This is a genomic window from Paenalcaligenes hominis, assembly GCF_011927625.1.
Lineage (GTDB): Bacteria > Pseudomonadota > Gammaproteobacteria > Burkholderiales > Burkholderiaceae_B > Paenalcaligenes > Paenalcaligenes hominis.
In genome coordinates this window covers 41,769-55,870 of record NZ_JAATIZ010000001.1, presented here as the reverse complement: position 1 = coordinate 55,870, position 14,102 = coordinate 41,769, and the positions used below count along the sequence as shown (strand labels likewise).

The window sequence follows — 14,102 nt, the reverse complement described above, 5'->3', positions numbered from 1 at the left end:
CCACACGCTTAATCTATGTAGCCCACAAAAGAAAAGACGGCTATGCCGTCACATTACTCATCCTCGCCTTAAACGGCGAGGTTTTCCGTGCTATCTGATAAAAAAAACGGTGCTGTGATAGCACCGTTTTTAGTGGAGCGAAACTTAAGCGTCTTCGTTGCGATCCTTGTTACCTAACCCCAAATAACTTTCAATTACCCTTGGGTTATCACTGAGTTCTGCAGCGGGCCCCTCAAGAATGATTTCACCCGTCTCTAGCACATAGCCGTAATCGGCCACCTGTAATGCCGCCCGGGCATTTTGCTCGACCAATAAAATCGACACCCCTGAACGACGTAAACGCGCAATAATTAAAAAAATCTCGCGCACAATACGTGGTGCTAAACCCAAGCTGGGCTCGTCTAACATCAGCAGTTTGGGGCGCGACATTAAGGCTCGTCCTACCGCTAGCATTTGACGCTCGCCCCCAGACAACGTACCGGCCTGCTGGGTGCGACGTTCTTTCAGACGTGGGAAGAGCTCATAGACCTCATCCATGGTATCGCGCCACCCACTGACCCGCTGACGGTACAAACGAAAGCCCCCAAGCAGTAAGTTGTCTTCGACTGACATACTTGCAAACAACTCACGACTTTCTGGTACTAAACAAAGCCCTTCGCTGACACGACGCTCTACCTGCCAACCCGCCAAATTACGCTCATCGTACGTAACCAAGCCTTCGTTACGACCGTTAGCTGGTAGGTTACCCATAATAGAGTTCAACATGGTGGATTTGCCGGCCCCATTACCGCCAATGACGGTAACGATACTACCGGGGTTCACCACGATATTGGCATTGTTTAACGCAGTGACTTTGCCGTATTGGGTATTTAAATTTTTAACTTCTAATAAAGGCTGCATTTACACTGCCTCCTTAGTTGGATGGACACCTGCTAGCTCGTCCTCATCAAAATCATCGTCAATCCCACCTAAGTAGGCTTGTAACACGGCCGGATTTTGCTGGACCTCCTGGGGTTTGCCTTCGGCCAGCTTGGTACCGAAGTCCATCACGACCAGGTGATCAGTGAGGTTCATCACAAAGTCCATGTCATGCTCGACCAACAGAATGCTCATGCCTTCGGCACTAAGCTGATTTAAGACGTGAGCAAGTTCTTGTTTTTCTTTATAGCGTAACCCTGCCGCAGGCTCATCCAGAAGTAACAGCACAGGATCAGCAGCTAAGGCACGAGCAATTTCTAAAATACGTTGTTGACCTAGGGCTAGATTGCCAGCCTCTTCGTATAAGTAATCGCCTAAGCCTACCCGCTGTAGCTGTACCGCTGCCTCGTGTAAAAGTTCGGCTTCGCTACGGCGCTCGGCATGCAAAGCGGCGGCAACCACGCCCACATCACGACGCAAATGGGCACCTAAGGCCACGTTTTCGAGTACGCTCATTGTAGGAATCAGTTGTACGTGTTGGAAAGTACGTCCAATACCGAGACGGGCAATATCACGAGCGCGTAGATTATCAATACGCTGACCCTCAAAGCGAATATCACCACTGGTTAAAGGCAACACACCAGTAATAAGATTAAAGGTAGTGGATTTACCTGCACCGTTCGGGCCGATTAGACCCATAATTTCGCCTGCATGCAGTTTGAAGCTGATGTCGTTTACCGCCACCAGACCACCAAACTCTTTACGCGCTTTGTCTAGCTCTAGAATCAGTGTGCCTTTTTCTGGCCGCGGACGCTGTGCTAGCGCCTCAGCCTGAGCGGGTGCTTCGGCTTGACGCTTTTTCGTACCACCGCCAAGCAACTGCCCCACTCGAGCAAATAAAGGCCAAATCCCATTACCTGCATACTGCAGGATGAAAATCATCAAAATACCGAATACGATCAGCTCAAAGTTAGCAGTGGTATCAAACAGACGAGGCAACAAGTTTTGCAACTGATCTTTTAGGGTCAAAATAAGCGCAGAGCCAACCACTGCGCCCCACACACTGCCTGCCCCACCAACTACCGCCATAAATAGGTATTCAATACTGTAATTCAGGCCAAATGGGCTTGGACTAACAGCTCGCTGTAAATGAGCATACAACCAACCAGACACACACGCTAAAAGGGCGGCATAGACAAAGATAATGACTTTGTAATTAGCCATGTTCACACCAAAGGACTCCGCCATATTACTACCGCTTTTGAGAGCTCGAATAGCGCGCCCAGGACGAGAGTGCAAGAGGTTATAAGTCAGCCATAAACTGCCCAACACGAATACCCAGACCAAATAGTACATATTGCGGCCCGCCCCCAAGGAAATCCCAAAAATGGAAAGTGGCGCAATACCAGAAATACCGTCGTGCTGACCTAAAAAGCCAAGATTACCGAATAAATAATACAGCGATAAGGACCAAGCGATAGTCCCAAGCGGTAGATAATGACCAGACAAACGCAAAGTGATCGCACCAATAATCGTGGCAAACACAAAAGTTAGAGCAAGGGCTATCCATAATGTAAGCCAAGGCGACCAGCCTAACTGGGTGGTGAACCAAGCAGTGGTGTAGGCACCGATACCCACAAACGCGGCCTGACCAAAGGAGGTTAGCCCCCCCACACCTGTTAACAACACCAAACCAAGAACGACAAGACTACTTAAGCCAATGTAGTTCAGTTGAGTAATCCAAAACTCGGGTACCAGACTAAGTTGTGGCAATATGGCCAATACGCCCACCACAACAACTAAAAGTAAGCGATTCATGTCCTTAGTCCTCATCGTCTACTGGACGCACACCAAAAGAGCGCCATAGTAAAACGGGAATAATAAATGTAAATACGATGACCTCTTTGTAGGAGCTAGCCCAGAAAGAGGAAAAGGCTTCAAGAATCCCTACAAAAATCGCACCTGCTGCAGTCAGAGGGTAACTGGCAAGCCCGCCCACAATGGCCGCCACAAACCCTTTTAGGCCAATTAAGAAGCCGGTGTCGTAGTAAATCGTAGTGACTGGAGCGATAAGCATCCCTGACAACGTACCGATGGCTGCCGCTAAGGTGAAGGTAATACGCCCTGACATTAGGGTACTAATGCCGACTAAGCGTGCACCACGTCGATTCACAGCAGTGGCTCGTAATGCCCGACCGTATAGCGTTCCACCAAAAAACACCCATAGCGCGCCAATCAAAATAGCAGCTGCGGCAAGAACAAAGAGGGTCTGTGCCGACCACGTCATGCCTAATAGCTCGACCTGACCGGTCATAAAAGGAGGGGTACGCCAGCCTTCTGCACCAAAGAAAACCAAACCTAAACCAGTTAATGCAAAGTGCACCGCTACGGAGGTGATCAGTAGAACCAAAACACTGGCTTCAGCGACACGCTGATACACCAAACGATAGATCATGGGCCCCATAGGTACCACAAGTGCCATGGAAAATATCACTTGCAACCATAAGGAAGTATCTTTCTGCAAAACAAGCGGCAAACAATAATACAAAGCCGCGGGCAATGCCAGGGCCCATAGCGCGGTGCGCCATAGCCCACTAAATACCTTAGCCCGAATAGCACAGCCTAATTCGAGCAAAAAGACCAGCCCACCCATAATGAGCAAAAGATGCACAGTACCAGGCACCTGACCATTTACTAAAAAAGCTAAGGTCAGCGCACCAAAAGTAACAAACTCACCTTGAGGAATAAAAATAACACGAGTGACGGCAAAGACTAGCACCAAGGCTAGACCAAGCAGAGCATAGATCGCTCCGTTTAAGAGGCCGTCCTGCAGTAATATCAGAACTATCGTTGAATCCATTTCGGATGCACCATGACAACACATATAAAAAAACCAAAGGTTAATGTAACCAATGGTCAGGCTAACCCGTAATATACAGGCTAGCCACTCGAAAACCTATAGGCAGTAGTTTATAGGTCGGGCTGGTAGGTCCACTTGCCGCCTTCTATTTTGACCATGACGCGGGCACGCTCGTCTAAACCTGCGTGATCGTCTGCTGACATAGTAAATACACCCTGCGAGGCAGCTAAATCTGATGTTTTTTCAATTGCATCACGTAATGCGGCGCGGAATTCGGGAGTGCCTGGCTTGGCACCGCTTTCTAGAGCACGAGGAATGGCATCATGGACAAGTAACGCAGCATCCCACATATGGCCGCCAAACGTATTAATGGAGCCATCGCCGTATTTGCCTTCATACAGTTTTTTGTATTCGAGAGCGGATGCTTTTACGGTATTGTCGTCAGGTAACTGATCGGCTACGAGTAACGGGCCGGCAGGTAAAATCATGCCCTCGCAATCTTTGCCACACACGCGCAACACATCATTGTTGGCCGAGCCATGGGTGTGATAGAGCACCCCTTTATAGCCGCGGTTAATGATTTCACCCTGTGGTAGAGCCACTGGAGTGCCCGCACCAGCAATTAAAATACCATCTGGATTTGCTGCGGTTAATTTCAACACAGGACCCGTAACCGAAGTATCGTTACGGTTGTAGCGCTCTACTGCGGTTATTTTAATACCTTTGGCTTCGGCAGCTTTAGTCATAACATCAAGCCAACCATCGCCATAAGCGTCATTAAACCCAATGAAGCCTAGAGTTTTAACACCTTGTTTTTCCATCGCATCCGCTAGGGCTGCTGCCATTAACTGGTCGTTTTGCGGTGTTTTAAAGACCCACTCGCGAGCGCCCTCTACAGGCTCTACGATACGCGCATTGGCGGCCACACTGATCATGGGCGTTTTGGTTTCACCGGCCACATCCACCATGGCTAATGAGCCAGGGGTAACGGAGGTGCCAATCACCACATCCACGTTATCTTCAGTAATGAGTTTACGCATATTGCGTACTGCTACTGTCGTATCCGTTCCATCGTCCAGTACAATGTATTCCACCTTTTGGCCTGCTACCTCGGTAGGTAACAAACTAACGGTGTTGCGCTCAGGGATACCCAAAGAGGCGGCTGGGCCTGTAGAAGCTACCGTAATGCCGACCTTTACCTGAGCCATAGCAGCCATAGGTAAAGCCAGTGCAATAGCACTTGCTAGTACAGTGCGTTTCATAGTTTGAGAGAGCTGCATAGTATGTCTCCAGAAGTGTTGATTTGAGCTGAGAGTGATTCGTTAGCTCGTTGTTATACATTTTTCATAACAGATACAGCGTAACCGTATCAAATCGTTGGTTAAAACCATATAGGTATTAACCTTAAATAGCTCAGTTCTAAACTAATTACGCTGCGCTGCCCTGTATTATCGTAAAGTTACTAACGCTAACGCTTTAAGGATTATCCCTGCTTTTATTGCGCATAGAATAGTTTGCGTCCGCCTCGATCAAGGCTACACTGTTATCTTATTTATTTTGTTTTATCACCAAACCTTTTATGAAAAAAGTCCATAAAAGCTTAGCAGAATGGCAAGCTCAGCTTAGCCCTGACGCTTTTTATGTTACGCGCCAACAAGGCACTGAACGGCCTTTTACTGGTCAATATAATCATCACACCGAACTGGGCATTTATCATTGCGTTTGCTGTGACTCCGCATTGTTTGCTTCCGATACGAAATTTGATGCAGGGTGTGGTTGGCCTAGTTATTTTGCTCCTTTAAATCCGGAGCATGTGCGCGAAGAGCCCGACTTCAGTCATGGCCGTGTACGTACTGAAATTCTCTGTGCGCTATGTGATGCGCACCTTGGCCACGTTTTTCCCGATGGGCCCGAGCCCACTGGCTTGCGCTATTGCATTAACTCCGTAGCTCTTCGCTTTGAACCCGCATGAAGAAATTTCTGTTTGACCTTTTCCCCCTTATTTTATTTTTTATTGCTTTTCGCACTTTTGATATTTATACGGCGACAGCCGTAGCTATGGCGGCGGCAGTTGTACAAATTGTATGGCTAAAGGTGCGCCAACACGCTATCGAAGGCACTCATTGGATTAATTTAGGCGTTATTGTTGTTTTTGGTTCCGCCACGCTGTTTTTTCAAAATGATGCGTTTATTAAATGGAAACCCACTGTTTTGTATTGGCTGTTCGCCACCGTTTTAATTGGCAGTCACCTCTTTCTGCGCCGCAACCTAATGCAAAAACTGATGGGCTCTCAATTAGTTCTTCCTGTGCCGGTATGGACAAAACTTAACTACAGCTGGGCTTTATTCTTTTTATTCTCTGGTGCAGTGAATTTATTCGTGGCTTTTTCTGGCTACTTCAGCGAATCCCAATGGGTCAGTTTCAAAGTATTTGGCTCGCTGATCTTACTCGTGATTTTTATCATTGTTCAATCGCTTTGGTTGGGCAAATACATGAACGACCAATCTGAACGTTAGCAAAACCATAACTACTATGTCTAAACAAGAACTCATTGAGCTGGTCACACAGCGTATGCAAGCATTAAACCCGACCTATTTCGATTTAATTGATGAGTCACATCTTCACGAAGGCCATGCCGGGGCCAAAGGTGGCGCCAGCCATTTTCGTGTGGTGATCGCTTCCGATCAATTCGACGATTTAAACACCGTGGCTAAACATCGCTTGATCTATCAACAGGTGACTGATTTAATGCCTCTTCCTATTCACGCCTTAGCCATTGAAATTATCTAACCAAGGACCTTATATGAAACGATTTGCTATTGCTGCGCTTAGCTGCGCTCTAGCCTTTCCTTTAGCTGCTCAAAATGTGGCTACGGTAAACGGTGAAGCCATTACTCAAAAACAAGTAGATGAATTTATTACTCTATTAGTTGAGCAAGGCGCCAAAGACTCCCCCGAGCTGCGTGAACAGGTCAAAAAAGAAATGACCGTACGTTTAGTCGCCACCCAAGAAGCCAAAAAAATGGGCTTAGATAAAAAACCTGAAGTCGCTCAAGAATTAGAGCTCGCTCAGCAAGGCATTCTAGTCCGTGCATTACTTAATGACTACGTTACTAAACACCCACTTTCTGACAAAGACATCAAAGCGGAATACGATCGCCTAAAGAAAGAGGAAGCCGGCCAAAAAGAATACAAAGTTAAACATATTTTGGTCAAAGAGGAAGCCGAAGCCAAGCAGCTCTTAGCCGACATCAAGGCCAAAAAAATTAGTTTTGCGGATGCTGCCAAAGAAAAATCCATTGACCCTGGCAGTGGGGCACAAGGCGGCGACTTAGGTTGGGCTCCTAATACCGTGTACGTAGAAGAGTTTTCTGATGCGGTAGCCAAACAAAAGAAAGGCGAGCTCAGTGCGGCGCCCGTTCAGTCTCAGTTTGGATGGCATATTTTACAAGTCGATGATGTGCGTGATATTACCTTCCCAGCGTTAGACGAAGTAAAACCGCAAATTGAAGAGTTATTACGTCAGAAACAATTGACGGACTTCCAAAACTCGTTAATGGAAAAAGCAAAAATTCAGTAATCGAAAACGGTTCAGCACAGGGCTAGCCCTGTGCTGAATAGAGAGCCCTAGCTTCGTAATAACTCTAAAAACTGGGCTTCATTTAAAATCGTAATCCCTAAGCTTTGCGCTTTGGTTAGCTTAGACCCCGCCTCCGAACCTGCCACCACAAAGTCTGTTTTTTTAGACACCGACCCTGTTACCTTGCCGCCCCCTTGTTCAATTAAGACTTGGGCTTCGGTACGAGATAACGTAGGCAACGTTCCTGTTAACACGATAGTTTTATTGCTGAACGGTGTGACGGCAACACGGTTTGCTTGTACGTCTGGCTCAATAGGCACCACCCCGACTTGCTCTAGTTGGCCTAACACTTCACGATTATGTGGCTCGGCAAAAAAATTAACAATTTCAGCTGCTACTACCGGCCCTACGTCATCAATTTGTAGTAGCTCTTCTTCGTTTGCTTGAACCAAGCGCTCTAAGCGCACAAAATGATCCGCTAAGGCTTTAGCGGTGGCCTCGCCTACGTGACGTATACCTAAGGCGTAAATAAAACGAGCCAAGGGCGGGTTTTTAGCTTGCTCTAAGGCAAGCACCACATTACCGGCCGACTTAGAGCCCATGCGCGGATAAGTAGATAGCTCTAACTGAGTCAAGGTAAATAAATCAGCCAAGTTTTTTACTCGATTCGCATCCACAAGCTGTTCGATCAGTTTGGTGCCAAGACCATCCACATCTAAGGCTTTACGGCTGACGGCATGCTCGAGACTTTGCTTGCGTTGCGCCGCACAGACTAACCCCCCTGTACAACGAGCAATAGCTTCATCCATAGGGCGCTCGATCGCTGAGCCACAGACAGGACATTGATTGGGAAAGACAAAGTGTTCCGTCTGTTCGGGTCTGAGTTCGATAATGGGTGCAACCACCTCGGGAATCACATCCCCTGCTCGGCGCACAATGACCGTGTCGCCTGCGCGCACGTCTTTACGACGAATCTCATCTTCGTTATGAAGGGTAGCATTGGTTACCGTAACCCCTCCTACAAAAACAGGCTCTAAGCGTGCCACGGGGGTAATGGCTCCGGTACGACCGACTTGGACATCGATACTTAACAGCTTGGTGGTCATTTCCTGAGCAGGAAACTTATGTGCTACAGCAAAACGCGGAGCGCGAGCTACATACCCTAATAGCTCTTGTTGAGCTAAAACATTGACCTTGTACACTACCCCATCAATTTCATAGGGTAACTCGGCACGGTTCTGTTCAGTGTGAACATAAAACTGCTGTAAGGCCGCGGCGCCATGCAGCACACGTCGATGCTCATCCACAGCAAAGCCTAATTGACGTAGCCAGTCCAGCATAGCCGATTGGGTAGGATACGGTTCAGTATGGGGGGCAGTTCCTTGGACTTGTATTTCGCCCCATCCGTAAGCAAAAAACCGTAAAGGGCGTTGAGCAGTGATACGTGGGTCTAATTGTCGCAAACTGCCTGCAGCAGCATTACGAGGATTGACGAAAATTTTTTCCCCACGACGTAATTGCGCTTGATTTAAGGCCTCAAAATCAGCCCGATGCATAAGCACTTCGCCACGCACCTCAAGCACCGCAGGCCAATGCGCCGCCTCGCCTTGAAGGCGAAGTGGGATCGAGCTAATTGTACGTACATTCGACGTAATATCTTCGCCAGTCACCCCGTCGCCTCGAGTTGCACCCTGTACTAATAAACCATTTTCGTAGCGTAAGCTGACCGCTAAGCCGTCAAACTTATACTCGGCATTGTATTCAATGGCTTGGTTTTGAATGACTCCTTCGGCACGCAAAAGATCAGCTATGCGTTTATCAAACGCGTATAGCTCTTCTTCGTCAAACACATTACCCAAAGACAACATAGGGCGACGATGGGCGACGGTGGTAAAGGCTGAAACCGGTGCCGCTCCCACACGTTGCGTGGGTGAGTCGGCGGTAACCCATTCAGGATGAGCGGCTTCGATTTGCTGCAGTTCGCGCAACAAGGCGTCGTACTGAGCATCAGCAATTAAAGGCTGATCTAAAACGTAGTAGCGGTAATTATGAAAATGCAGTTGTTCTTTCAGTTCTTCTAAGCGTTGTTTCACGTAAATACCCGTAACGTTCTGTTTTCGCCAGCATTAAACCCAGCGTCTTCTAATTGCTCGTAAATTTGATAGAGTTGTTGATCAATTTCGTCATCGTAATGAGCGGTTAAAGGCTGACCCTGATCATCAATCAGCTCAGCATCTAAGCGCATTGCGAGATCGCGTCCCACGGTCGCCATGCGGCTAAATGCATTCTCGTCCTTTGGGCTATTAGGTACATCTAGCAGCAAATCTAAGCGACTCACTTGGGCAGAATGCAAGTCCATAGCGGGCTTGCCATCAAATAACAAAGTAAAACGCGGTATGCCCGAGCTAGCTAGCCAACCTAACTGTTTGCCATATTCCATAAAGCCTGCGCTTAGGGCCACTTGTCGCACTTCTGCAGTGGCTAATGGCTGGGGCAGACGTAAGCTTAAGCCAACTTGTGCATCTAGGTTGGCACAGAGGTTATCCAACTGCTGGGCCCGCTCGATTACCTCTTGTTGCTCGGGCCCATCCACGGTGCCATCCAACTGCTGAGCCAAGTTTTGTGCTGCCATCCATAATCGTGACCAGTCAATTTCACTGATTGGCCCTTTTCGATTGGCCAACAATACGGCTAGCTGCATGCCCACATACTGCTCTGCCTCGTGGGGATAAGCGTGGTGCTCGCCCTGAGTACTTAGCGCAAACAAACGCACCGGCTTTGTTTCTACGCGCAAGTAGGCTCGTAGTAAATCCATGAGCTCTGCCCCGGGCACGGCTTTGGGGAACTGCACGTCAATCACGGCTTCGGTGGCCGCATCGATGTCTTCGGCTAACACGGCTGGCTCTGCTTTGGATTGCGCTAGCGTCTCTGCTATGCGCACGGTGGGTTCGCGTCGCTCGGCTTCTAGTTGCGTCATCAGCGGATCAGCTGGCGCCTCTGGAAACTTATCTTTCATGGTGTTACGCACACGACGGTCTTGCCACCAATTGAAAAGCAATACCAACAAAATGAGTATGGCTCCTAAGGCCACTAAGGCTATTTTTAAATCACTCATTCTCTGACCCGACCCTTATTAGGCTAAATAATTGCAAATCACATTAATGTGCCATTTCTACAGCAGCTGCCATATCGACAGCAACAATGCGAGATACACCTTGTTCTTGCATAGTAACGCCAACCAGCTGCTTTGCCATCTGCATAGCAATTTTATTATGAGAAATAAATAAAAATTGAGTTTGATCGCTCATACTTTCAACTAAATTAGCGTAGCGCTCGGTATTTGCATCATCCAAAGGCGCATCTACCTCGTCTAATAAACAAAAAGGCGCCGGGTTCAATTTAAAAAATGCAAAAACTAATGCGGTTGCTGTTAATGCTTTTTCACCCCCCGAAAGAAGTTGGATAGTACTGTTCTTTTTGCCTGGGGGCTGCGCCATCACCTGTACGCCGGCATCCAGAATTTCCTCGCCCGTCATGACAAGTCTTGCCTCACCCCCACCAAAAAGCTTTGGAAACAAGTCACCAAAATGCGTATTGACCTCGTTAAACGTGCTTTGAAGCAATGCGCGTGTCTCTCTGTCAATTTTTCGAATGGCATTTTCTAGGGTTTCAATTGCTAGCGTTAAATCATCATGCTGTGACTGTAAATACACGTGTCGTTCTTGGGCGGTCTGTAATTCCTCGAGTGCGACTAAGTTCACCGCGCCTAAGGCCTCGATAGCACGATTAATACGCTGCACCTCACTTTGTAACCACGTCACTTTATGCCAGTTTTCCTCTTGTTCTTGCATAAAAGCAGCTAAGGCATGGCGATTTACGTGCTGGGCATCCAATTGCGCCGCATACTGCTCTACTGTGAGCCGTGCCGACTGCTCTGCGAGTTGTAATTGGGTGACCTGCTGACGCAAAGGCTCTAAACCATCACCCGTTTGATGGCGGCTGTGTTGAAGGTCGTGTAACTGCGTGGTGAGCTCGGTCAATTGCTTTTGCTCTGTATGAAGTAAGTCTTCCGCATGCACACGCTGTTCCAGTGCTTCTTGAAGCTGCTGGTGTAGCTCTGCCACATCCGTATTTTCGTATTCATCCACTAACCCCGCCAACTCAATCTGTGCTCGTTGGGCCAGCTCTTGAGCCTGTTGCTGACTGCGCAATAGCTCATCCACACGAGCCTGTGTCAGGTTTTGATTATATTGCAAGCTCTGACTCTGCTGCTCCAATTCACGCAGCTGAGCACGTAAAACCTGCAATTGATCGTTAAGTTCCGTTAAGTTTTGCTGCTGCTCGTCGTGCTGCTCTAGTAGCGTTTCAAGAATAAGCGCTTGCTCTTCACGTTGCTGCACTGCTTGTTCTTGCGTTTCCTGCCAATGTACTTTGAGCTCATTGATCTCTTGTAACTCAACCTGAACCTGGTCTAAGCGTTCGCGCTGCTGCTGAACTTTTTGCTCGGTTTGATGATAGTGTAACTGCAACTCATGTGCCAAATGGGTGAGTTCTTGTAAACGAGTACGGGTTTTGGTTTGTTCCTCTTTGTTAACAACAAGAGCCTGCTGCGCCTGCACGGCTTTTTCTTTAGCGCTTTGCACATGCAGGAGCTGTGCTTTTAGGGCTTTATGTTGTTGCTCTATTTCTTGTTGCCGTGCCAAGATGCCGGCTTGCTCTGTATCAGCGGTATACAACATAACCTGATGCGATTGAACAATATGCCCTTCTGGCGTCACCAAAGACATGGTGGGGCTTAATGCAGAACGAAGATCCAAGGCCTGTGTTAACGTCGGCACCACATACCATCCGGCTACCCATTGATTTAGGGCGTCTTGCCAGGCACTGTGTTTTGCTCGAACATAAGCACTTAATGGACTCAACATCTGACTTTCTAAAGTATCAGTGTGCTCTTGTTCAAAGGGTTCGACTAACCAGAGTCGTGTGGGTGGCACACTATTTAAATCGGCTAAGCCGTTTAGCTCATCAACTGTTAACGCCTGTAAACGTAGACCCAATACAGCCTCTAAGGCGGTAGCCCACCCCTCATCAACCTGCAATCGCTGCCAAAACGGCTGTGATTGATCTAAACCGTATTGCTCAAGCCAAGGCGCCATTTGCTCGTGCCGCTGCAATTGAGCCTGTAGCTGCTCCATCGCCTGAAGTTGCGCCTGTATTTGGGTATAAGATCGCTCTTGCTCATGCAAAATTTGCTGAGTTTGCTCCTGAGCCTGTTGTAAAGCTGACTCTTGCTGTAGCAGCGTTTGCATACTGAGCTGCTGCGCGCCAACACGCTCTTGCGCTTGTAACCATTCCGTTTTTAAGGCGGAACTATCGAGGTGTTTTTCTACTTGCAACTGGCTAAGATCCGCCTCGAACCGTTGTTGACGTTGCTGCAGTTGCTCTTGTTGCACCTGCGCTGAGCTTAGACGCTGCGTTGCTAAAGCAATATGTTGTCGAGTTTGTTGTATTCGTTCTTGCAAGTGCTCTTTTTCTTTTAGGGCGCGATCTTGAGCGCTTTCCAATGGGTTTAGACGCTGCTGACACTCCTCTAAGCGCCCGAGGGCCTCTTCATTACGTAATGCGAACTCCTCTAATTCGTCTTGTTTTAACTCTAATTCGTGACTGCTGTCGGTACGCAACTGCTGCCATTCGAGTTGTTGGGCTTGAAGCTGTTGTTGACGCTGCTCTAGACGTTGCTGAGCCGTTTTAGCATGGTGGATCTCTGCTTCAATCTTATTGACGGCGGTGGCGTGCTGATAGAGTTGAGCTTGGGCTTTTTGTACCGCATCCGTTTGATCAAGCTGTGCCTGACGCAACGCCTCTAGTCGTGCCTCGGTACTGCGCATATCGGCCATAGCGGCCTCCACCGCGGTTTGTGCCTGCTCAATGGCTAAAGCATGCTGACGTTGTTCCTGACGGGCGTTTTGTTCACGTAACCACCACAAGGCGTGTTGCTTTTTTTCGCCTTCATCCTGCAAGTCTCGGTATTGACGGGCAATTTCTGCTTGCACCTCTAGACGTGCTAACTGCTGCTCTAGCTCTTGCAGGATATCCTCTAACCGAACGAGGTTTTCATTGGTATCACGTAACCGACTTTCTGTTTCCTTGCGGCGCTCTTTGTAGCGTGACACGCCAGCGGCCTCCTCAAGATAAACACGTAACTCTTCGGGTTTGGCTTCAATCAGCCGATTAATCATGCCCTGACCGATAATGGCGTAGCCTCTAGCACCTAGCCCCGTTCCTAGGAAAATATCGTTAATATCACGTCTACGAACTTGCTGTCCGTTAATAAAATAGCCACTGGTGCCATCACGGGTGAGTTCGCGCCGTACCGAAATTTCGGTGTAGGTGCCCCATTGCCCTAGTACTCGCCCTTCGGAGTTATCAAAGGTTAACTCTACCGAAGCCCGTGCCGAGGGTTTACGTTGCCCCGACCCGTTGAAAATGACATCTTGCATGGAGCCACCACGTAGCTCTGAAGCACGACTCTCCCCCAGCACCCACCGTACTGCATCAATAATATTTGACTTCCCACACCCGTTTGGCCCAACCACACCCACTAACTGGCTAGGGGTTGGGATTAGTGTAGTATCTACAAAGGATTTAAATCCTGATAATTTAATTTGTGTTAAACGCACCAAGTACTCGCTTAGGCAAGATAATTACAGCTTTCGTATAATAGCCCAAGCCATTATAGAGAT

At 48.2% G+C, this 14,102-nt stretch carries 11 protein-coding genes; 4 read left to right on the top strand and 7 right to left on the bottom strand.

Annotated features, from left to right (window positions below; all coding sequences use genetic code 11):
- Positions 1-144: 144 nt before the first annotated feature.
- The 4 genes from GGR41_RS00255 to GGR41_RS00240 all read right to left on the bottom strand — a co-directional run bounded on the left by GGR41_RS00255 (position 145) and on the right by GGR41_RS00240 (position 5,058).
- Entirely contained in the window at positions 145-900 is a 756-nt protein-coding gene (locus GGR41_RS00255; RefSeq protein WP_167660148.1) for an ABC transporter ATP-binding protein, read from the bottom strand.
- Positions 901-2,736: a branched-chain amino acid ABC transporter ATP-binding protein/permease gene (locus tag GGR41_RS00250; protein WP_167660147.1), complete on the bottom strand. Its 1,836-nt coding sequence runs from the start codon at positions 2,734-2,736 to the stop codon at positions 901-903.
- A gap of 4 nt (positions 2,737-2,740) precedes the next feature.
- Entirely contained in the window at positions 2,741-3,778 is a 1,038-nt protein-coding gene (locus GGR41_RS00245; protein WP_167660146.1) for a branched-chain amino acid ABC transporter permease, read from the bottom strand.
- A 110-nt stretch (positions 3,779-3,888) separates the two neighbouring features.
- Positions 3,889-5,058, bottom strand: a complete 1,170-nt coding sequence (locus GGR41_RS00240) for an ABC transporter substrate-binding protein (RefSeq protein ID WP_167660145.1) — start codon at positions 5,056-5,058, stop codon at positions 3,889-3,891.
- A gap of 299 nt (positions 5,059-5,357) precedes the next feature.
- Between GGR41_RS00240 and msrB the strand changes: the two genes are divergently transcribed.
- Genes msrB through GGR41_RS00220 form a run of 4 tightly spaced genes read left to right on the top strand, consistent with a single transcriptional unit; the run spans position 5,358 to position 7,359 of the window.
- Complete coding sequence (gene msrB, locus GGR41_RS00235) at positions 5,358-5,750, top strand: peptide-methionine (R)-S-oxide reductase MsrB (protein ID WP_167660144.1); 393 nt, start codon at positions 5,358-5,360, stop codon at positions 5,748-5,750.
- The gene (locus GGR41_RS00230) at positions 5,747-6,295 is read left to right on the top strand and encodes a septation protein A (protein WP_167660143.1); all 549 of its coding nucleotides are present in this window, start codon (positions 5,747-5,749) and stop codon (positions 6,293-6,295) included. Before msrB ends, GGR41_RS00230 begins: the two co-directional genes overlap by 4 nt.
- A gap of 16 nt (positions 6,296-6,311) precedes the next feature.
- Positions 6,312-6,569 (top strand): BolA family protein, encoded by a 258-nt coding sequence (locus tag GGR41_RS00225; RefSeq protein WP_167660142.1) that lies wholly within the window; start codon positions 6,312-6,314, stop codon positions 6,567-6,569.
- Between the two features lie 13 nt (positions 6,570-6,582).
- Positions 6,583-7,359: a peptidylprolyl isomerase gene (locus GGR41_RS00220; RefSeq protein WP_167660141.1), complete on the top strand. Its 777-nt coding sequence runs from the start codon at positions 6,583-6,585 to the stop codon at positions 7,357-7,359.
- A 47-nt stretch (positions 7,360-7,406) separates the two neighbouring features.
- Here the strand turns inward: GGR41_RS00220 and ligA are convergent, their stop codons facing one another.
- From ligA to smc, 3 genes are read right to left on the bottom strand one after another with little or no spacing between them, the layout of a single operon-like run.
- Positions 7,407-9,452 (bottom strand): NAD-dependent DNA ligase LigA, encoded by a 2,046-nt coding sequence (ligA, locus tag GGR41_RS00215; protein WP_229711086.1) that lies wholly within the window; start codon positions 9,450-9,452, stop codon positions 7,407-7,409.
- Complete coding sequence (locus tag GGR41_RS00210; protein ID WP_167660140.1) at positions 9,449-10,474, bottom strand: cell division protein ZipA C-terminal FtsZ-binding domain-containing protein; 1,026 nt, start codon at positions 10,472-10,474, stop codon at positions 9,449-9,451. Before GGR41_RS00210 ends, ligA begins: the two co-directional genes overlap by 4 nt.
- Positions 10,475-10,517: 43 nt before the next feature.
- Positions 10,518-14,039: a chromosome segregation protein SMC gene (gene smc / locus GGR41_RS00205; RefSeq protein WP_167660139.1), complete on the bottom strand. Its 3,522-nt coding sequence runs from the start codon at positions 14,037-14,039 to the stop codon at positions 10,518-10,520.
- Positions 14,040-14,102: the final 63 nt, after the last annotated feature.